General features: G+C 40.2%; 13 protein-coding genes, 1 tRNA gene, 2 rRNA genes and 1 pseudogene (1 of these 17 only partly in view). 3 read left to right on the forward strand and 14 right to left on the reverse strand.

Translation table 11 applies throughout. The features are described 5' to 3' along the window. The 8 genes from QK255_RS08655 to QK255_RS08690 all read right to left on the reverse strand — a co-directional run. A 23S ribosomal RNA gene (locus tag QK255_RS08655) occupies positions 1–1,173 on the reverse strand (it extends 1,742 nt beyond the left edge of the window). Positions 1,174–1,350: 177 nt separating this feature from the next. Next, positions 1,351–1,423: transfer RNA gene (locus tag QK255_RS08660), tRNA-Ala, on the reverse strand. A gap of 76 nt (positions 1,424–1,499) precedes the next feature. Continuing rightward, positions 1,500–3,060: ribosomal RNA gene (locus QK255_RS08665) — 16S ribosomal RNA — on the reverse strand. The 16S and 23S rRNA genes sit together here with 1 tRNA gene alongside, the layout of an rRNA operon. 688 nt (positions 3,061–3,748) lie before the next feature. Next, positions 3,749–5,254, reverse strand: a complete 1,506-nt coding sequence (locus QK255_RS08670; protein WP_002329065.1) for a HAMP domain-containing sensor histidine kinase — start codon at positions 5,252–5,254, stop codon at positions 3,749–3,751. Continuing rightward, positions 5,251–5,937, reverse strand: a complete 687-nt coding sequence (locus tag QK255_RS08675) for a response regulator transcription factor (protein ID WP_002290973.1) — start codon at positions 5,935–5,937, stop codon at positions 5,251–5,253. Before QK255_RS08675 ends, QK255_RS08670 begins: the two co-directional genes overlap by 4 nt. Before the next feature lie 191 nt (positions 5,938–6,128). Further along, on the reverse strand, positions 6,129–7,550 hold the full coding sequence (gene gnd, locus QK255_RS08680) for an NADP-dependent phosphogluconate dehydrogenase (protein WP_002290971.1): 1,422 nt from the start codon (positions 7,548–7,550) through the stop codon (positions 6,129–6,131). Positions 7,551–7,719: 169 nt separating this feature from the next. Then, positions 7,720–7,899 (reverse strand): 50S ribosomal protein L32, encoded by a 180-nt coding sequence (rpmF, locus tag QK255_RS08685; protein WP_002290970.1) that lies wholly within the window; start codon positions 7,897–7,899, stop codon positions 7,720–7,722. A 57-nt stretch (positions 7,900–7,956) separates the two neighbouring features. Continuing rightward, complete coding sequence (locus QK255_RS08690) at positions 7,957–8,526, reverse strand: YceD family protein (RefSeq protein ID WP_002290967.1); 570 nt, start codon at positions 8,524–8,526, stop codon at positions 7,957–7,959. 185 nt (positions 8,527–8,711) lie between these two features. Between QK255_RS08690 and QK255_RS08695 the strand changes: the two genes are divergently transcribed. Next, entirely contained in the window at positions 8,712–9,617 is a 906-nt protein-coding gene (locus QK255_RS08695; protein ID WP_283341528.1) for a LysR substrate-binding domain-containing protein, read from the forward strand. Positions 9,618–9,647: 30 nt separating this feature from the next. Here the strand turns inward: QK255_RS08695 and pyk are convergent, their stop codons facing one another. From pyk to dnaE, 3 genes are all read right to left on the reverse strand, one after another. Further along, a complete protein-coding gene (gene pyk / locus QK255_RS08700) occupies positions 9,648–11,432 on the reverse strand; it encodes a pyruvate kinase (protein WP_002290965.1) in 1,785 nt (594 codons plus the stop codon). Between the two features lie 73 nt (positions 11,433–11,505). Beyond that, a complete protein-coding gene (gene pfkA / locus QK255_RS08705) occupies positions 11,506–12,468 on the reverse strand; it encodes a 6-phosphofructokinase (RefSeq protein WP_002310395.1) in 963 nt (320 codons plus the stop codon). Positions 12,469–12,635: 167 nt separating this feature from the next. Further along, positions 12,636–15,947, reverse strand: a complete 3,312-nt coding sequence (gene dnaE / locus QK255_RS08710; protein ID WP_002290961.1) for a DNA polymerase III subunit alpha — start codon at positions 15,945–15,947, stop codon at positions 12,636–12,638. Positions 15,948–16,176: 229 nt separating this feature from the next. Here dnaE and QK255_RS08715 point away from each other — a divergent pair, with 229 nt between their 5' ends. Beyond that, complete coding sequence (locus tag QK255_RS08715) at positions 16,177–16,362, forward strand: YjzD family protein (RefSeq protein ID WP_002290959.1); 186 nt, start codon at positions 16,177–16,179, stop codon at positions 16,360–16,362. A 60-nt stretch (positions 16,363–16,422) separates the two neighbouring features. On the opposite strand, the gene QK255_RS08720 is transcribed toward QK255_RS08715, so the two are convergent. Both QK255_RS08720 and QK255_RS08725 read right to left on the reverse strand, forming a co-directional pair. Then, positions 16,423–17,619, reverse strand: coding sequence for a multidrug efflux MFS transporter (locus tag QK255_RS08720; RefSeq protein WP_002290958.1), 1,197 nt, complete (start codon positions 17,617–17,619; stop codon positions 16,423–16,425). Between the two features lie 169 nt (positions 17,620–17,788). Further along, on the reverse strand, positions 17,789–19,225 hold the full coding sequence (locus QK255_RS08725) for an NCS2 family permease (protein WP_002290956.1): 1,437 nt from the start codon (positions 19,223–19,225) through the stop codon (positions 17,789–17,791). A 292-nt stretch (positions 19,226–19,517) separates the two neighbouring features. On the opposite strand from QK255_RS08725, the gene QK255_RS08730 reads away from it, so the two are divergent. Next, positions 19,518–20,330, forward strand: a complete 813-nt coding sequence (locus QK255_RS08730; RefSeq protein WP_002290955.1) for a Cof-type HAD-IIB family hydrolase — start codon at positions 19,518–19,520, stop codon at positions 20,328–20,330. Between the two features lie 190 nt (positions 20,331–20,520). On the opposite strand, the pseudogene QK255_RS08735 reads toward QK255_RS08730, so the two are convergent. After that, positions 20,521–21,731: pseudogene (locus QK255_RS08735) on the reverse strand (IS110 family RNA-guided transposase). Positions 21,732–21,754 lie beyond the last annotated feature (23 nt).

The raw sequence follows: 21,754 nt of genomic DNA on the forward strand, positions 1-21,754 counted from the left end.
GTACATTTTCGGCGCAGGGTCACTCGACTAGTGAGCTATTACGCACTCTTTAAATGGTGGCTGCTTCTAAGCCAACATCCTAGTTGTCTGTGCAACCCCACATCCTTTTCCACTTAACATATATTTTGGGACCTTAGCTGGTGGTCTGGGCTGTTTCCCTTTCGACTATGGATCTTATCACTCACAGTCTGACTCCCGGATATGAATGAATGGCATTCGGAGTTTATCTGAATTCGGTAACCCGAGATGGGCCCCTAGTCCAAACAGTGCTCTACCTCCATCATTCTCAATTCCGAGGCTAGCCCTAAAGCTATTTCGGAGAGAACCAGCTATCTCCAAGTTCGTTTGGAATTTCTCCGCTACCCACACCTCATCCCCGCACTTTTCAACGTACGTGGGTTCGGTCCTCCAGTGCGTTTTACCGCACCTTCAACCTGGACATGGGTAGATCACATGGTTTCGGGTCTACGACTACATACTCAAACGCCCTATTCAGACTCGCTTTCGCTGCGGCTCCGTCTCTTCAACTTAACCTCGCATGCAATCGTAACTCGCCGGTTCATTCTACAAAAGGCACGCCATCACCCATTAACGGGCTTTGACTTGTTGTAGGCACACGGTTTCAGGTTCTATTTCACTCCCCTTCCGGGGTGCTTTTCACCTTTCCCTCACGGTACTGGTTCACTATCGGTCACTAGGGAGTATTTAGCCTTGGGAGATGGTCCTCCCGGATTCCGACGGAATTTCTCGTGTTCCGCCGTACTCAGGATCCTCCTAGGTGTCTTCCACATTTCGTCTACGGGGTTTTTACCCTCTTTGACTGACTTTTCCAAGTCATTCGACTATCTGAAAGAACGACCATATTGGAGTCCTACAACCCCAACAAGCAAGCTTGTTGGTTTGGGCTTTTCCCGTTTCGCTCGCCGCTACTCAGGGAATCGAATTTTCTTTCTCTTCCTGCAGGTACTTAGATGTTTCAGTTCTCTGCGTCTACCTCGAATGTGCTATGTATTCACACAATCGTAACATCCTATTAAAGATGCTGGGTTCCCCCATTCGGAAATCTCTGGATCATAGCTTACGTACAGCTCCCCAAAGCATATCGGTGTTAGTCCCGTCCTTCATCGGCTCCTAGTGCCAAGGCATCCACCGTGCGCCCTTATTCACTTAACCTTATCAACCTTACGGTTGGGTTTTGATCCTTCTTCTAGCGATAGAAGTTAGATCAAGAAAATAAGCAATTGAACTTATTAAAAAACTCATTCAACGCGGTGTTCTCGGTTTGTATTACTTACATTTACTTCAAATATCCAGTTTTCAATGAACAAATTTAACAACTAATGTTGTTAATGGAGCCTAGCGGGATCGAACCGCTGACCTCCTGCGTGCAAAGCAGGCGCTCTCCCAGCTGAGCTAAGGCCCCGTTTTAAATTGAGAGTAAACCTCTCAAAACTGAACAAAGTAAAAACAAATTGTGTAGTCTCCGTAATATTCCTTAGAAAGGAGGTGATCCAGCCGCACCTTCCGATACGGCTACCTTGTTACGACTTCACCCCAATCATCTATCCCACCTTAGGCGGCTGGCTCCAAAAAGGTTACCTCACCGACTTCGGGTGTTACAAACTCTCGTGGTGTGACGGGCGGTGTGTACAAGGCCCGGGAACGTATTCACCGCGGCGTGCTGATCCGCGATTACTAGCGATTCCGGCTTCATGCAGGCGAGTTGCAGCCTGCAATCCGAACTGAGAGAAGCTTTAAGAGATTAGCTTAGCCTCGCGACTTCGCAACTCGTTGTACTTCCCATTGTAGCACGTGTGTAGCCCAGGTCATAAGGGGCATGATGATTTGACGTCATCCCCACCTTCCTCCGGTTTGTCACCGGCAGTCTTGCTAGAGTGCCCAACTGAATGATGGCAACTAACAATAAGGGTTGCGCTCGTTGCGGGACTTAACCCAACATCTCACGACACGAGCTGACGACAACCATGCACCACCTGTCACTTTGCCCCCGAAGGGGAAGTTCTATCTCTAGAGTGGTCAAAGGATGTCAAGACCTGGTAAGGTTCTTCGCGTTGCTTCGAATTAAACCACATGCTCCACCGCTTGTGCGGGCCCCCGTCAATTCCTTTGAGTTTCAACCTTGCGGTCGTACTCCCCAGGCGGAGTGCTTAATGCGTTAGCTGCAGCACTGAAGGGCGGAAACCCTCCAACACTTAGCACTCATCGTTTACGGCGTGGACTACCAGGGTATCTAATCCTGTTTGCTCCCCACGCTTTCGAGCCTCAGCGTCAGTTGCAGACCAGAGAGCCGCCTTCGCCACTGGTGTTCCTCCATATATCTACGCATTTCACCGCTACACATGGAATTCCACTCTCCTCTTCTGCACTCAAGTCTCCCAGTTTCCAATGACCCTCCCCGGTTGAGCCGGGGGCTTTCACATCAGACTTAAGAAACCGCCTGCGCTCGCTTTACGCCCAATAAATCCGGACAACGCTTGCCACCTACGTATTACCGCGGCTGCTGGCACGTAGTTAGCCGTGGCTTTCTGGTTAGATACCGTCAAGGGATGAACAGTTACTCTCATCCTTATTCTTCTCTAACAACAGAGTTTTACGATCCGAAAACCTTCTTCACTCACGCGGCGTTGCTCGGTCAGACTTTCGTCCATTGCCGAAGATTCCCTACTGCTGCCTCCCGTAGGAGTTTGGGCCGTGTCTCAGTCCCAATGTGGCCGATCACCCTCTCAGGTCGGCTATGCATCGTGGCCTTGGTGAGCCGTTACCTCACCAACTAGCTAATGCACCGCGGGTCCATCCATCAGTGACACCCGAAAGCGCCTTTCAAATCAAAACCATGCGGTTTCGATTGTTATACGGTATTAGCACCTGTTTCCAAGTGTTATCCCCTTCTGATGGGCAGGTTACCCACGTGTTACTCACCCGTTCGCCACTCCTCTTTTTCCGGTGGAGCAAGCTCCGGTGGAAAAAGAAGCGTACGACTTGCATGTATTAGGCACGCCGCCAGCGTTCGTCCTGAGCCAGGATCAAACTCTCATAAAAAGTTCGAACAATCTTGCGATTGTTAAGCTCAATTTGTTTGCTAGCATATTGCTTGCTTGTTAAAAAATGTTTGTTGTCTTGAATTGAATCAAGACGCCCTACACATTTGTTTTGTCTTACTTTGTTCAGTTTTCAAAGGTCTAATCTTTTTGTTTCAACAACTCTTTAATCTTATCAGATTCAGAAGAGAATGTCAACAACTTTTTTGCTTATTTTTTCTAAATGTCTTTATCGCTCATTAGCAGCGACTTGATTATCATATCATTTCGATTGTTATTTGTCAATAACTTTTTTAAAGTTTTTTTCGATAAAATCAAGCTTTATAAGCTTCCTCATCTAAGCGACTTCGTTATTATAACATGATATCAAAAATGCGTCAACACTATTTTTTATAATTTTTAGTGACACCTTAAAGGAATCATTTAGAACAAATAATAATATAGCAATCTCTTTATAAAATTGCAATAGAAAATTTCCTATTTTTCTTTATTATTTTTAAAGACGAATATTAAAGTATTTTTATTGTTTTTTGTTCACCTAAAAGCTATTTACAATTTACCAACGAACGTTATTCTATTTTATTGTTCGCTAAATTTCTTTATAATGACCATCCCAAATTTCTTATCTGCTTGTATTTGGCTTCTTCTTTCTTAATGGATAATATAAAAAAACAAGCAAAGCACATGCTTTACTTGTCTTCTGTTTTTGCGATAGGAATAAAAATTCTAAAGATAGTCCCTTGCCCAACTACGCTTTCTGCTAAGATACGACCTTTGTAGTTTTCAACCAATTGTTTTGCGATAGACAATCCCAGACCATTTCCGCCCTTCGTTCTAGCCCTCGCTTTATCCACACGATAAAAACGATTGAAGATCTTATTAAGGTCTTCTTTGGGTATTCCTTCACCAAAGTCCTGTATAGCAATCTCAAATTCATTTAGAGTAGAAGAAATAGAGATATGGACTTCTTTTCGTGTAGTTGAATATTTTACTGCGTTATCCAATATGATAATGATTAATTGCTCAAAGTGATTACGATAAATTTGCAGGGTCACTTCTTTTGTCAAATCATCATCTAAAGTAATCACATAGTCTGGGTATAATATCTTGAAATTATTATAAACTTGATAGGTGACTTCTTTTCCTTTAGTTGTTTCATTTGCATAATGGACATCTACTTGTTCTGCTCTAGATAAGTCTAGCATCTCTTGAACTAAGCTTTTCATGCGGCTGATTTCTTGCATGCTGGCGCTTAATGATTCTTCCAATATTTCAGGATCATCTTTCCCCCAACGATTTAGCAGACTAAGATGCCCTTCAATGATTGCTACAGGAGTTCTTAACTCATGAGAGACGTCTTCCACGAACTGCTCTTGTTGTTCGATATACAAACGCATGCGGTCAAGCATCTCATTGAATATTTCAGCTAAATCTGCCAATTCATCATTCGTGTCGATTTCAGGCATGTGGATATCTGATTGCGGATCTTTACGTATAGTATCCATTGTATCTCTGAGTACCTTGAGTGGTTTCAAGAAGTAAGAAGATAAAAAGAAACCTAAAATACTACTTAAAATCAAAGAAACGACTTCTAAAACAATAAGAGTCAATAATAGCTTATTTCGGATATCATAGAAAGAAGATAATTCATAGAAGCTTTGCGCATAACCAATCTTTTCTCTTGTTCCTTTAGAATATATAGGCTGTATAGATAAAAAGCCAGTTTTCCCTTCTAGTGTAACAATCGTTGGCACTTTACGTGTTGTTTGGATCAAGTTTCGACTGTTTTCGTGAGTTTTGAAAATCAAGTTCTCATCTAAATCATACACATAAAGACCCATCGAAGGCTGCCCTAGCTCAGCTATAAAGGAATCAATCTTCATTAAGTTTCCTTCGACCAGTGAAGTATGATCTATGACCTCATCTCCGTCATTTGTCGCTTTTGTCAGATTACGATACGTATTCACTAATGTCAGTTCTTCATCCGAGTTAGCCAAACGAGAGGCTACTTCTGAAATCGTACGTTCTACATTGTTTCTTTCTTTTGCAACAATCAGATTGATAGATGATTTATAGGTAATGACCGCAAAAATTGTAAACACGACGAATATGAAGAAAGAACTCGCAAAGGCCCACTTGATTGTCAAGGAGGGCCCTTTCAGTTCTCTTTTTTCCGATTTTTTCGGCTTTATCACGAGCGCATCACATAACCTGTTCCGCGGACAGTTTGGATATAGCTTTCCTCCCCTGGAACGTCAATTTTATTGCGAAGATAACGAATATATACATCCACTACGTTTGTTTCAACTTCCGTTTCGTATCCCCACACTTTATTTAGTAAAACATCACGTGCTAATACCACGTTCACGTTTTCCATTAAAGTAAGTAGCAATTCGTATTCTCTTTTTGTTAGTTCAATTACTTCGTTTCCGCGACGTACGACACGGTTTTCTTTTTCGATAGTCAAATCACGATAAGTAATAGTGGTTTGTTTTGCCACATTTTTGTCACCTTCAATATCGATTCGACGCAACAATGCTCGAAGACGCGCTAATAGTTCTTCGATAGCAAATGGTTTGACGATGTAGTCATCTGCTCCATGGTCAAGTCCCGATACACGATCAATTACAGAATCTCTTGCAGTCATCATAATGATTGGTGTATTTTTGACTTGGCGTACGCGTCTGCAGACTTCTAAACCGTTCAATTCTGGAAGCATCAGGTCCAACAATATGGCATCCCACTCATTATTTAATGCCGCATCTAAACCAGTACGACCGTTGTAATGGACTTCTGCGTTATACCCTTCATGCTTCAACTCTAGCTCGACAAATCGAGCTAAGTTCTTTTCATCTTCAATGATTAGAATATTACTCATTTATTATTTTATCCTTTCTATCTACTGGCTTTTTAAAAACTCTATCATTATACCGATAATCTGCTTAAAAATCTATAGTCATTTTATCATGAATAGCAGTTTTAAAAAAGAGCTGAAGTCTACTCATAACAATCGACTTCAGCTCTTTCGTCCTCTTTTTATTTTCTCATTTCCTAACAGCCGAAAGACTATTATTCTTCATGGTACCATGAGTAATGGAAGATTCCTTCTTTGTCGACACGTTCATATGTGTGTGCGCCAAAGTAATCGCGTTGGGCTTGGATTATATTTGCAGGCAGACGTTCTGCTCTGTATGAATCGAAGTAAGCGATGGCTGATGAGAAAGTTGGTACAGGTACGCCAGCTTGGACAGCCAAGGCAACGACGTCTCGGACTGATTGCTGATATTTTTTCGTGATTTCAACGAAATAATCATCTAGCAATAAATTTTCGATCTCAGGATTTTTGTCATAAGCATCCGTGATTTTTTGCAAGAATCGAGCTCGGATGATACATCCAGCACGCCAGATTTTTGCGATTTCGCCAAATGGCAAATCCCAATCAAATTCTTTTGAAGCGACACGTAATTGAGCAAATCCTTGGGCATAACTCATGATTTTACTGAAATACAACGCTTCTCGGATTTTTTCGACCAATTCTTTTTTGTCTCCTGTGAACTCAAAATCGTTCGTACGAGACAAAATTTTACTTGCTTGTACGCGTTCTTCTTTATAAGCAGAAATGTAACGGGCAAATACAGATTCAGTAATCAATGGAAGTGGCACGCCTAAGTCAAGCGCACTTTGGCTTGTCCATTTACCTGTTCCTTTATTTCCAGCTGCATCAAGGATCACATCTACGACTGGTTTACCTGTACCTTCATCGTCTTTTCGAGTCAGGATGTCAGCTGTGATTTCGATAAGGTAGCTGTCTAATTCGCCTTGATTCCATTCTTTAAAGATATCAGCCATTTCTTCTACTGAAAGGTCTAAAATATTCTTCATCAAGTCATAAGATTCAGCAATCAGTTGCATATCTCCATACTCAATCCCGTTGTGTACCATTTTCACATAGTGTCCGGCTCCATTTGGGCCAATATAGGTAACACATGGTGCTCCGTCTTCTGCTTTTGCAGAAATTTGCTCTAAGATTGGTGCAACTAGCTCATACGCTTCTTTTTGTCCACCAGGCATGATTGAAGGTCCTTTTAAAGCTCCTTCTTCACCGCCGGAAACGCCTGTACCGATAAAGTTAATACCAGAGTTGGCTAATTCTTCATTACGACGCATCGTATCTTTAAAGAATGTATTTCCTCCGTCAATCAGAATATCGCCTTTATCAAGGTGAGGAAGCAACTCTTGGATTGTTGCATCTGTTGCCGGTCCTGCTTTGACCATCAGAAGAATCCGACGCGGTTTTTCGATTGATTCTACAAATTCTTCGATTGTGTACGTTGCTTTGAAATTTTTATCTGGGTGTTCTTCTACTACAGCGGTTGTTTTAGCCCCTGTACGGTTGAATAAAGCCACTGAATAGCCGCGGCTTTCTATATTCAAGGCTAGATTTTTACCCATAACGGCCATACCGACAACGCCGATTTGTTGTTTTGACATATGAACTCCTCCTACATACGGGATTTCTCCCTAATCTCTTACATTATAGCTTAACACGGCTACATTGCAAACTAAAGAACAACATATTTTTTATTTACCGCTTATAAAAAAATAAACCTCAAGGCTCCATGGTTAGCCTTGAGGTTTTACATTTTCTAATTAAAATGTATTAAGCTTCTTTTGACATTACGTCCTTACCATCATAGTAACCACAATTTGCACATACGTGATGGCTTTTTTTCATTTCACCACAGTTTGGACATTCGTTTAATCCTTTGATTGTCAACTTGTAGTGTGTACGACGTTTTGCTTTTTTAGCTTTTGATGTTCTTCTAGCTGGTACTGCCATTTTGCTACACCTCCTTGTAAAGTCTTGCACCTATAATAGATACAATATATTCCAATCTTACTTGTTATCGTCGTTTTTTGATTCAGAATCAAAAAGTTCAGATAGTTTTGCAAGACGAGGATCAATTTTATTCTCGGCTTCTTCCATTTTTCTGCGTTGGTATTCTTCTTCGGAAACAACTTCCCAATCATTGCCTTTTGGAAGTTCTGTCGCTGCTTCCTCTTCTTTTGTCAATACCCGCATCGGAATCGCCAATAAGATGTTGTCTTCAATTGACTCTGCTAAATTCAATAACGGACCTTCAATCAGCAAAATCTCATCTGCAGACATTTGCTCATCTCTGCTTTGGAATTGTTCTTCTGTCATGAATACTTCGTCTACAGAAAAATCCATCGGCAGTTCAACAGGTTCTAGCGAACGTGTTGAAGGAACTGTCAAAGTCGTCTGCACAGTGTAATGAACGATATAGCCTTTCTTATCAACTGAGACCAAACCTTCGACTTCCACTGGCGCAACATCAAGTATTAAATTGTCTCGCTTCATGAGAGCGGCTTTCAAGTCGAGCGTCTCATGAAAAGTTAACGGTGTCTCCTGGTATTTTCTCAATTCCAATAAAGACCATTTCATTTTTCATCACTCCTAAGCAACAAAAGCAATTATACAGGGCAAAAACCATGTTGTCAATGAAATTTTCTTGACACCTTGCAGTTCATAAAAAAACAGAAATATCTTTAACAGAAAGCCTCTGTTTGCTATCATCTTCAGAATCATTTACAATAATCATTATTCTATCAAAGGAGCGGATGATCTTTATGAACACGAAAGATATTGAATACTATGTCCAAATCGTCAAGCAAAAAAACTTTACGAAAGTGGCTAATTATTTCCGTGTGAGCCAACCTACTATTACATATGCATTACAACGTCTTGAAAAAGAGTTTGACGCCACACTTATTACAAGAGATCGTTCGCATCACGAATTAATCGTCACACCTTCTGGAAAGCAGCTGTTTCTCCATGCACAAGCTATTCTCCAAGAGATTTCTACTGCAAGGGCTGAAATCACTCAGTTACAAAAGAAAAAGCTGCGTTTTGGCATGCCGCCTATTATCGGCAATGAGTACTTTCCAAAACTGTCAGGTTACTTTATCAAGCATGAATTGATGAATCAGATTGAAATCACCGATGGAGGCTCTCGGGACTTATATGGAATGATTCGTCAAGGGAGGATCGATTTAGCCGTATTAGGCTCAACACAGCCAATCGTAGATCAATATTTAGAAACAGAATTACTTTTGGATAAACGTTTCATGATCATCGTTCCGCCTACTCACCCTCTGACCCAGCAGAAGGCAGTCTCTTTCAAAGATATATCAGATGAACAGTTTGTGTTATTGAACGAACATTATGTCCACCCAGCAGCATTCACTAAACTTTCTAAACAAACACATACTCAACCAAAAGTTGTTTATCAAAGCAATGATTTGACGATTTTAAAGAGTATGATCCGTGAAAATGTTGGTATCGGTTTTTTGGCAGAGATTGCTGTCCATCCTGAAGATCATTTAGTTTGCCTGCCACTTTCAGATGAAGTTCAGCCTCGCTTCTTGATTTCATTGGCAAAACGAACACAACAGCTTGTCACACCGCTTCAAGAACAAGTAGTCCAAGTCATCCATGAATTCGTTACAGCACAAAAAACAGCTCTTCGTAAATGAAGAGCTGTTTTTATTTTGTATTAAGCTAAATTAGATAGCTGTTGTTTCGCCACGGTAAACGATGCCGCGACGTGAATCAACAGTAATCAATTCGCCATCAGTAATTGTTGTTGTTGCGCCTTTAGCACCAACGATTACAGGAATATCTTGTGCAATTCCTACAACTGCAGCGTGAGAAGTCAATCCGCCTTCTTCAACGATAACAGCAGCTGCTTTTTCGATTGCAGGCATGTATTCTTTGTCAGTTGATGGTACAACTAGAACCATTCCGTCTTTTGCTTTTTTTACAGCTTCTTCAGCAGATGAAGCAATAACTGCATTTGCAACGACAGATTTTTGTCCAACGCCTTGAGCTTCTAATAATTTAGAACCAATCATTTGAATTTTCATCACGTTAGTTGTTCCGCGTTCGCCAACTGGTACACCAGCAGTGATCAAGATTAAATCGCCTTCTGATGCGAAACCTAATTCAACAGCTTTTTTAGCTGCTAGTTCAAACATTTCATCAGTTGTTGATGGTTTTTCAGCAACTGTTGGGTAAACACCCCAGTTTAACATCAAACCGCGTTTTGTGCGTTCGTCAAAAGTAACAGCCAAGATATCTGCATCTGGGCGATATTTTGAAATCATTTTTGCAGTGTAGCCTGATTCAGTTGCAGCAACGATTGTTTTGACGCCTAGATTTTTTGCAGCACGAGCTACAGATAAACCGATTGTTTCAGTTACATCTGTTTTATCGAATTCGTTCAATTGGAATGTACCTAATTCTGATAATGCATTTTCAGCTTCTTGGTCGATACGCGCCATTGTTGAAACAGCTTCAACTGGGTAGTCTCCGTTTGCAGATTCACCAGATAACATTGTTGCATCTGTTCCGTCAAATACAGCATTGGCAACGTCAGAAGCTTCCGCACGTGTTGGACGTGGGTTTTCTTGCATTGATTCTAACATTTGTGTAGCAGTGATAACTGGGATACCAGCAGCATTACATTTTTTGATGATACGTTTTTGAACCATTGGTACTAGTTCAGCTGGGATTTCCACACCCATATCTCCACGGGCAATCATAACACCGTCAGAAACTTTGATGATTTCGTCAATGTTGTCGATACCTTCTTGAGATTCGATTTTAGGGAAGATTTGAACATGAGTCATGTCTTTTTCTTCTAAAATTTCGCGAATATCTAGAACGTCTTGTGCTTTACGTACAAAACTTGCAGCGATAAAGTCGATATCGTTGTCTAAACCAAAACGAATATCGTCCGCATCTTTTGGAGTAATACCTGGCAAACTGATAGAAACGCCTGGTGCATTTACCCCTTTACGTGATCCTAGCATACCTGCATTTTTAACTTCTACGACTAATTCACGGTTTGCTTCGTCTTTTTCAATGATTTCCATGTCGATCAAGCCATCATCGAATAAAACGTGTCCGCCTACGTGAACATCGTCAAATAATCCTGGGTAAGTAACCGCGATTTTTTCTTTTGAACCTACATGTTCAGGATCCATAGAGATGCGTGTTTGATCTCCTACTTCAAATTTGATGTATCCTGCACGACCAAAATCAGCTTCTGTTGTGCCTTGAACAGTTGTACGGATTTCAGCTCCTTTTGTATCTAAAAGAATACCGACATCTTTTCCTGTCTTTTTAACTGCTTCACGGACCATAGTCATACGTGATAATTGTTCTTCATGGTCACCATGAGAAAAGTTAAAGCGGAAGACATTTGCCCCAGATTCAATCAATTGAGAAATAATTTCTACTGAGTTACTTGCTGGTCCTAATGTACTAACGATTTTGGTTTTTTTCATTTAAAAAACTCTCCCATTCAATTTTGTTTATTTAAAGCTGTACACAGCTTAAATAGCTTGGTTTCTTTCACTCTTAAAATGAAAGTGAATTATTTAGATCATATAATGATAAGTCTGGTTTATGCTTGTTGTTTTCTAGTGTATCAATGATGTCAGCTGCAACGATTTCGTTGTCATGAATACCGACACATAATCCACCTTTTCCTTCTTGAAGCAATTCGACAGCGTAAGCACCGAATTTACTTGCTAAGACGCGGTCGCGTGCGCTTGGTGCTCCACCACGGACAACGTGTCCCAAGATAGATACACGTGTATGATAGTCGCCAAATTCTGAAAGTTTTTCAGCGAATTCATTTCCGCCCATTACACCTTCAGCCAAGATGATCAAGCAATGTTTCTTCCCACGATCACGGCCTTCTTGGATTTTTTTAGCAACTGAAGCCATATCAAAATCATGTTCTGGGATGATGATTTCATCTGCTCCGCCAGCTACACCTGACCATAAAGCGATGTCACCTGCATTGCGTCCCATTACTTCGATAACGAATGTACGAACATGAGAAGTCGCTGTGTCACGAATACGGTCAATTGATTCTAGCACTGTATTGATTGCTGTATCAAAACCGATCGTGAAGTCAGTACCAGGAATATCATTATCGATTGTTCCAGGAATACCTACTGCTGGGAATCCACGTTTTGTCAAAGCCATTGCGCCATGATAAGAACCGTCTCCCCCGATAACCACTAGACCTTCGATTCCGAATTTTTTCAATTGTTCGATTCCTTTTAATTGACCTTCTTCAGTTGCAAATTCTGGATAACGTGCAGAATACAAGAATGTACCACCACGTTGGATCTTGTCACCTACATCTGCCACATCAAGACGACGAATATCTCCAGCAACTAAACCGGCAAACCCATAATTGATCCCGTATACTTCCAGTCCTTCGTAAATACCTTTACGAACAACGGCACGAACAGCTGCATTCATTCCAGGTGCGTCTCCGCCACTGGTCAAAATTCCGATGCGTTTCATAATAAACATTCACCTCATTAAAATACTTTATCCTAAGTATAACTTAGGTTTACAACCATTTTTGCGTTAACCACGACTAACATTCTAACATTATTTTTCTCGCTTGTCTTGATTTACGGATAAAAAAATGAAAAAAAATGAAAGCAAGTAGTATTTTTTACCGTAAGTTATTTGAAAACCACATTATCTTCGCCAAGTAGAGAAACAAGTTGCCCCTTTATACTCTTGCTGTCATCCACCCAATAAGCATCCGACAGAACAACTTTTCGTTGTGTTTTTTCGTGGTACATAATTACTGGAATATATCCTGGGTGTTTCTGAAAAATCCCTTGTAATTGTTTCATTATCTCAGGGTCTTCCCGTTCTTCTATAATACGCAAATAGCACGTTTGTGAAGGATACTGTGTTTCTAACTGACAAGGATCAGCAAAGCTTTCTCCAATCAATTGTAGTTCCTGGTTATATTTGCTGATTTCGCTACGCCCTTGAACAAAGATCACTTGATCAACTGCAAACAGGTTACGATATTTTCGATAAAGAGTTGGAAAAATCGTGACAGAAATTTCTCCGCTACTATCGGTTCCTTCCACGAAGGCCATCAGTTCGCCTTTTTTTGTCCGAATCTCTCTAACTTCCTTTATCATCAATAGTAAATTGACTGGTTGATTAGGAACGATATCTGTAATCAGCTGAACCTGTTTAGCTAAACGAAGCCGGTCAAACCCTTCTGCAGGATGCCCTGACAAATAAACACCTAAGTATTCCTCTTCCAGCTTCAGTCGTTCTTCTAGTGTATAGTCAGCGACTTCTTCTTCTTTTAATGCCATGATTCCTAGCAAATCTAGACTGCCACCACTGTAAACGATATTTTGGATTTTTCCTTCTAGATCAAGCATCAATTGTTTCCTGTTAGGAGATAATTCATCAAAAACGCCTACTGCTGTCAGTGATTGCAGCAACTCTAATTTCAGCCACCGCTTATCGATCCGTATGAGGAATTGATCAACTGACTTGAACGGGCCATTTTGTTTTCTTTCATTCAATACATCTTCTACAAAATCACGTCGGATGCCTTTTATCGCTGTCAGCCCGAATCTGATTTCTTCCTTATTGACCAACTCAAAACTATAATTGCTTTGATTGATGGATGGTGAAGAAAGTTTGAGTTTATTTTTACGTGCTTCAGCAATATATTCTTTCAATTTCGTTGTGTTATGCCGAACAGAATTCATTAGACTAGTGAAGAAAGCCCCTGGATGATGAGCCTTTAGATAGGCCATTTGGAATCCCACGAAGGAATAAGCAAATGCATGCGACCGATTGAATCCATAGTTTGCAAATTTTTCAATATATTCATATACAGTCACTGCTGTTTTTTCCAAATATCCTTGTTGTAATGCTCCTGATACAAAATGCGACTTTTCTTCATCTAATACGTCTTTTTTCTTTTTACTAACTGCCCGCCTCAAAATATCTGACTGCCCTAATGTAAATCCAGCCATAGTCGAGGCGATCTGCATGATTTGTTCCTGATAGACAATCACCCCGTATGTGTTTTTCAAAATCGGGATCAGTGAATCATCGGGGTAGTGAATGGCTTCTTTTCCTTTTTTTCTGGCAATGAAGGTATCGATATTTTGCATAGGACCTGGACGATACAACGCATTGACTGCGGCAATATCTTCGATGTTTTCTGGTCCTAATCTTCGTAAAACGTTTCGAATACCAGCAGATTCAAATTGAAATACTCCTGAGGTTTCGCCTCGTTGAAACAAGAGTAGCGTTTTTGCATCATTTAATGGAATCTCTTTTAATCGGATTTCCTGCCCTTCTACTCGCTTAACAGCCTTTAAAGTAAAATCAATAATCGATAAATTGCGTAGTCCTAGAAAGTCCATTTTCAAAAGACCGATGGCTTCTACCTCATTCATCGTATACTGGGTCAGAAAAGCTTCATCAGAACCGCGTTGGAGCGGTACTAATTCAAGTAGATTCCTATCGCTGATAACTACCCCTGCTGCGTGAGTCGAAACGTGTCTTGGCAATCCTTCTAAAATCACTGCGGTTTTGAATAAAAGCTGGTTTTTTTCGCTCGCCTGAACTAATTCTACTAGTTGACGCGATGTTTTGTAGGCTTGGGTCAATGTGATTTTCAGCTGGTTTGGTATTGCTTTTGACCAGCGGTTTGCTTCACTTTGTGACAGACCAAACACTCTAGCTGCATCTCTAAGAACCATTTTTGCAGCCATTGTACCAAATGTCGCGATTTGCGCCATGTGATATTGTCCATACTTTTCTCGAACATAATTCAATACTTCCTCACGTCGGTTGTCAGGAATATCCAAATCAATATCCGGCATCGTAAAACGTTCAGGATTTAAAAATCGTTCGAATAGCAAGTCATACTCTAATGGATCCACATCTGTGATTTCTAACACATAGGCTACTAATGAACCAGCAGCAGAACCACGGCCTGCACCGGTAACGATTTTATTTCTATGAGCAAAAGCCATTACATCCCATACGATCAGGAAATAATCATCGAATCCCATTTGATGGATGACAGATAACTCATAGTCCAAACGTTCTCGGTACTCCTTTGTATAATCAACGATCCGATGTTCTACTTGCGAGTAGCATAGCTCTCTTAAATATTCTCCAGCTTGTTTTCCTTGAGGGACAGGATAATGCGGGAGTAATTTCTGATGAAACTGAAATTCAAATGAAATCGATTCGGCTAAGCGCTGAGCACCTATTACAGCTTGTGAAAGACCTGCTTCTTCGAATCGTTTGATCATTTCTTGTTCTGAAAGCAGGTAACCATTTGCTGATGGTAAAGGTGCAGATAAACTTTCTAAAGGCATCTGACTTCCCTCTTTGATATGCTTCATCACTTCAAGCGCAAAAAGGTCTTCTTGCTGTAAACTAGCGATTGGATGCAATGCACAAAGCGGATAATTTTCTTTTGTCACATACTGATACCATTCAGGCAATTGATCAGGCGTATTTTCTGACAATCCGATATAAAAATCTTTAGTAAAAACATTTTCAAGCAAAAACTGCCAATGACTGAAAAAATGTTCCTCTTTATTGAAAGCCTCAGAAACAGAATGATTTGCCGGAACGACAAACACTAGATGGTCGGTTTCTATCATATCATCAAGTGCCATTTTTTCTTGGATCATTTTTCGACTGGAAAGTTTCATCAGCTGCTGATAACCTGTCTCATCTTTTGCGTACGCAAGCAAACCATAATTTTTTTCTTCATAAGTATAACTAAGATGTAATCCAATGATTGGCTGTATTCCTTCTTCTACACAAATACGATAGAATTCAGGTGCACCGTATAAGACATCTTTATCCGTTATGGCTAATGAAGTGTAGCCTTGTTTTTTTGCTTCTTGTACATATTCTCGAATACGGATCGTACTTTGTAAAAGAGAATAAGAAGTAATTGTATAAAGTTGTGGGAAAAACATCTTGCATTCCGCCTTTTTTTTCGTTAAAATTCACTAGCGTTAAAAGGTCTGATCCTTTTACTTTCATTAAATAACAAGTGCTGAAGTTGATTGTTCTACTTCATTTGCTTGCTTCTAGTCTGTAGGAATGAGTTCTTTCACAAGAACTCGAATTTTATTGAGATTTAGTCTCGTTTCTTTACATTCAAAGAAAATCTGGTAAAATTAAGATAGAAAAGAGGTGTTCTTTATGCGATATATCGTTACATTATTCTGGGCTGTCGTTCTAGGTCAAGTAGTCGGTTATATTGGTGCTGCATTAACAAGCGGAACATATGATTTTACTTTGACAACAATCATTTCATTAATTGCGGGTGTCATTATCCTTTTGATTGGTGCAGTTGCGCCAAGAAAAGAAACCTCTGCCCATTCGTAAAAAACCAGCCAAGAGCTTGAGATATCTCAAGCTCTTTTTTATTTCCAATTTTCACCACTATTATAATCTACTGCGAAGAACTTTACGAAAATTGAATAGAGAAAGAAGAATATTTGACAGGACGAATAAACTTGTCACAATAAAAACAGCACTGTAATTATAAGCATGCGCAACTGTCGACCCCAGCATTGGTCCTAGAACCTGTCCAAAGTTACTGAACATCTGATTATAGCTATAGATTCGGCTAACCCCTTCTTGTGGCGTGATCTTACTGATCAGTGTATTGACAGAAGGCATCAAAGCACCAGTTGAAAAGCCTAAAATAAAACGAAGTATACCTAATTGGAGTGGTGTCGTGACAAACGCCATGGGCAAATAACAGCAAAATGATAAGATGAGTCCGCCAATTAAAACTTTTTGATTCCCAATCTTATCCCCTAGTTTTCCTAGTTTTGGTGAAGAAAAGACTGCAGAAACACCAGCTATCGAAACAATCAAGCCGCTGACAAACAGGATATTTTCTGTACTTCCGCTTAATTCACGAATATATAAGGTCAAAATAGGGCTGATCGTAGTGATCCCTATCTGTAAAATCAAGGTCGTGATGAAGAGACCAATCAAAATAGAGAGATGATCCATTTTTGAAAAAATTTCTTTGGTGCTTATCAGATCTTTTTTCTCGATTGGATGGAAATCTTCTTTGACTAAGAAGATGGTCAGCACCGTTGTGATCATCAACAAAGCCCCTGTGATCAAGAATACATTTTCCATACCAAACCACTGAGCCAATGCACCGCCCATTGAAGGTCCGATCAGATTCCCAGCAATCGCTCCGGTGGATAATGTTCCTAACGCCCATCCGCTCTTTTCTCTAGGCGCTTGTGAAGCGATCATTGCTGTTGCATTTGGAATATACCCAGACAAAATCCCGTTCCAAAAACGCATAATTAAAAGCCAATACGCGTTCGGCACAAAAGCTAAAGAACCCATCGTCAACGTCATCCCAGCTGCTGCACGGATCATCATGAGTTTTCGACCTTTTCGATCAGCTAGATTTCCCCAGATTGGTGCAACCACGGCAGATGCAAAAGCAGTAACAGAGATTGCTAGTCCCGAAAACAATTCGATTTGATCTTTTGGTGTTCCTAGTTGCTCAACATAAACTGGTATGAATGGCATAACTAAACTAATACTTGCACCAGTGAAAAAACAGCCAATCCACGCAATCACTAAATTTTTTCTCCAATTAATCTCCATCTATCATCCCTCTTTCGTCTCTTTTATCATACCTATTTTCGAATAAACAAGCAACGATCTCGCTAGTAAAAAGAGAAAAATCCCGCAAAGATCATTTTATATGTAACGTTCTTTTTATGTAAAACAAAAAGAGACCAGAACAAATGCTGTTCCAATCCCTTCTCTTTATTTAAATCGTTGCTAGAATGATGAAGTTGATGATGAATAAAATATCAACAATCCACAAAGCAACAGAAACTTCATTGAATTTTCCTTTGATTACTTTGACAATTGTATAGAAAATAAATCCTGCTGCAATCCCATAAGAAATGCTATAGCACAATCCCATAAAGATCGATGCAAAGAAGGCTGGTAAAGCTTCTTCCATATCTAGCCATTTGATGTCTGCAAAAGAAGCCATCATCATTACCCCGACCAAAATCAGTGCTGGCGCAGTTGCTTGATTTGGTACGATAGCGATCAGCGGGGAGAACAAACTACTTAATGCGAATAGCACTGCCACTACTACTGAAGTCAAACCAGTACGTCCACCGGCCCCGATCCCAGCTGCAGATTCGACATAAGTTGTTGTATTCGATGTACCAAAGATAGCACCTACGGAAGTAGCGATTGCATCGGCAAATAGCGCTTTATCCATTTTTGTTTTGAACCCGCGACCATCTTCCAATGCGATCTCGTCCTCTTTTGAGAAAATACCTGTGCGGCGTCCTGTACCGATAAATGTTCCGATCGTATCGAATGTATCAGATAAACTGAATGCGATGATTGTCATCAATACTTGAGGGATCTTGGAAGAATCACTGAATAATGATTGCATTCCTTCAGAACCAAATGCTGCACCGAACGTTGTTCCTAATTCTTTAAATGAATTGCCTAACGAATTCGTTTGCCAATCAATGGAACTTAAATCAACAACACCCATAAAAATCCCAAGGACTGTGGTCGCTACGATACCGATAAGAATAGCACCACGGACGTTTTTTACAACTAAAATGGCTGTCAGTACCAAACCAATCACGGCTAACAAGATAGGTGCGTTGTCAAAATTGGCTAACGCGGGAACGATTCCGCCATTTATCGTAACATTTGTTGCTTTTCCACCTTCAACGACAGAATTCGAAATAGCAGATTGGTCTGCTGAAAAAGATAAGAATCCTGCATTTTTGATCCCGACATACGCAACGAAAATACCGATCCCGCCACCAATCGCATGTTGAAGACTTTCAGGAATCGCCCGAATGATCATCTTTCGGATATTTGTAACAGTAATAAAAATGTTGATTAATCCGCAAATAAAAACCATTGCCAGGGCTTGTTGCCAAGAATAGCCAAGCCCGAAAACGACCGTAAAAGTGAAAAATGCGTTCAATCCCATACCAGGTGCCTGAGCATATGGGACATTCGCGAACAATCCCATGACTAGCGTACCAATGATTGATGCAATGATTGTGGCTAGAAATACTGCTTGGAACGGCATACCTGATGCTGATAAAATCGTCGGATTTACGAATAAGATATAACTCATGGCAAAGAATGTCGTTACTCCCGCCATTATTTCAGTTGATACATTTGTATTGTTTTTCTTTAAACCGAAAAACTTTTCCATAAAAAGTTCCACTCCCTGAATTTTTTTCTGATGGAAAACTATAATAATAATAAATATGCAAAATATGGCAAATCCATCGAACAATTTCAAATTATATAGACGTTTCATTCGTTTTTCAACGTTTTTTTAACAAAAAAACCGAAAACAATACTTAATGTTCGTGTTTAGCTCGTATTCATTTATTTACATAGCCATAACTGTATTTTTTGTTAGGAATAACTGATTGCTCTTGTTAATTACCTAAAATATGCTAGACTAAAACAAATGCTAGTTGAGGAAGGAAGGACCTTTATTGAATAAAAAATTAATTGCCATCGATCTGGACGGAACCACCCTCAATCAAGATTCGATGATTACCTCTAAAACAAAAGAGACCCTGAAAAAAGCAATCAATGCTGGTCATCATGTCAGTATCGCTACTGGACGCCCATTTCGAATGAGCCATCAATTTTACCAACAATTAGAGTTAACAACACCGATGGTTAATTTTAACGGCGCACTGGTGCATATCCCTAATCAACATTGGGATGGCGAAAGAGAAACATTGATTAATCGTGAAATTGCTTTTGAAATCTTATCGCAAAAAAAACAATTGAATCTAGACTTTATCGCTGCTGAAAATCGGGATACTTTTTTTATCGACAGCTTTGACTTCTTTGATGAAAAAATTTTTGCTTCTTCACGTCCTGGAGAGAAAAACTTGCTTTCTCCTAAAAATCTGACGACAAATCCTACATCTTTGCTTGTCCGAACAGACAAGCGTTTTGCAGAAGCTGTATCTGCTGAATTAACACGTCAATTTGGCAGTTATGTGGATGTTCGTACATGGGGCGGTCCCACGGCGATCTTAGAGATTGTTTCAAAAGGAATCCAAAAAGCAAAAGGTGTGCAAGAGATTGCTAACTACCTATCGATTGATCAACAAGACGTGATTGCTTTTGGTGATGAGCATAACGATTTGGAACTGCTGGATTATGCAGGATGGGGAGTGGTTATGGCTAATGGTACTGATCAGCTCAAAGGCATCGCAAATGATGTCACTCCTTTGAGCAATCAAGAAGACGGTTTAGCTGTTTATCTGGAAAAATTACTTAAACTACAATAGAGAATTAGATTCCACTAAAAAAGGTTGTGACAATTTTTGTCACAACCTTTTTCCTACGATTAGTCAAGTAAAAGGTGTAAGAAAAATAGCTCGTAAACGAAAGCGACAAAATCAAGGCACACCAAATAAAGCCCCGTTCGTAAAAAATTTTCGATCTGGGCAAAGAAGTGGTATACTGTAAGTGGTTTAGTTAATGGTCCACTGAGACCGCGTACGCATAGTCGTACTCTGTATGTGCCCTAACCATAGCGTGCATACATTTCAGAAGCTTGTTCATACAAGCAACTGTGGCAACCTTATCTTTCTTAGGAATAGGTTGCTTTTTTAATTTGTAGTAATAATCGACAATATGATTAGGAGCTGCGCGTTGCTGGCGAATCATATTTCGAATGGTGAAGAAAATAATTTTCCGTGCTTTGGGATTACCACGCTTATTGATGCGGTCTTGGCCAGTATACTTACCTGATTGATACCGTCGGATGTCGATTCCGACAAAGGCATTCAATTGTTTATGGGTTTTAAATCGTGTGATATCTCCTAATTCACCGATCAATAAAGCGGCTGTGAGTGCGCCGATCCCAGGGAACGTTTGGTACAACGAAAAGCAAGGAGAGCCTTCGGCTTTTTTGATCATTTGTGTCGCCAGTGCTTCTTTTTGTTCGAGTAAATCTTGGAGAAGTTCGGCGTAATAGATCGTTTTTTGACAGTGGATACTGTCTTTTTCAACAGCTGGATAGGCACACTGTGCATAGTGGATGATTTGATCTGCCTTTTGCTCGGCACGATTCGCGGAGATTTTTTTCCGTGTTTCGTTGATCAGTTTATTTTTGTCCGAGTAGATGCCAATACAAAATCTGGATGGGGAAAAAGACGGATCAATGTCAATGCGTAAGGGGTCAGCCTGTTTGAAAAGAACTGTTCAAGCTCTGGAAAAGTCAACTGAAGGCAGTTGTGTAAATCCATGCGCAGACGAGTGATTTTCTTCTCAATTTCTTGATAAAAACGGGCTCAATCGCGCATCTCTAAGTAAAAATTGCTTTGTACTTCTTTTGGTTGACGTTGATTTTTAAGATGAGTCTGTGCGAGCCGATGGGCATCCGATTTATCTGTTTTCCAACTGCGTAAAGTGCTTTCTTCCATCTGTTTTTTCGCTTCTAACGGGTTTAACAAACAGTAAGAAAAGTGATGATCTTGAAAGAACTTTTCGACTGGTCTGGAATAAATCCCCGTTGCTTCAAAAACAATCAATGGACGTTCAGGCAAGTGCTGGATCTCTTCGAGTAATGCATGAAATCCTCTTTGAGTGTGTTCGATCTCGTCTTCAAATAAGCAGGTGTCGTCTTTGTATAGGACACTGTAGCTGTGTCCCATTGAAACATCTAATGCAAGAATGTAAGGCATTTGTTTTCCTCCTTTTTAAGTTT

The organism is Enterococcus sp. ZQ21 (assembly GCF_030053755.1).
Classification (GTDB): domain Bacteria; phylum Bacillota; class Bacilli; order Lactobacillales; family Enterococcaceae; genus Enterococcus_B; species Enterococcus_B lactis.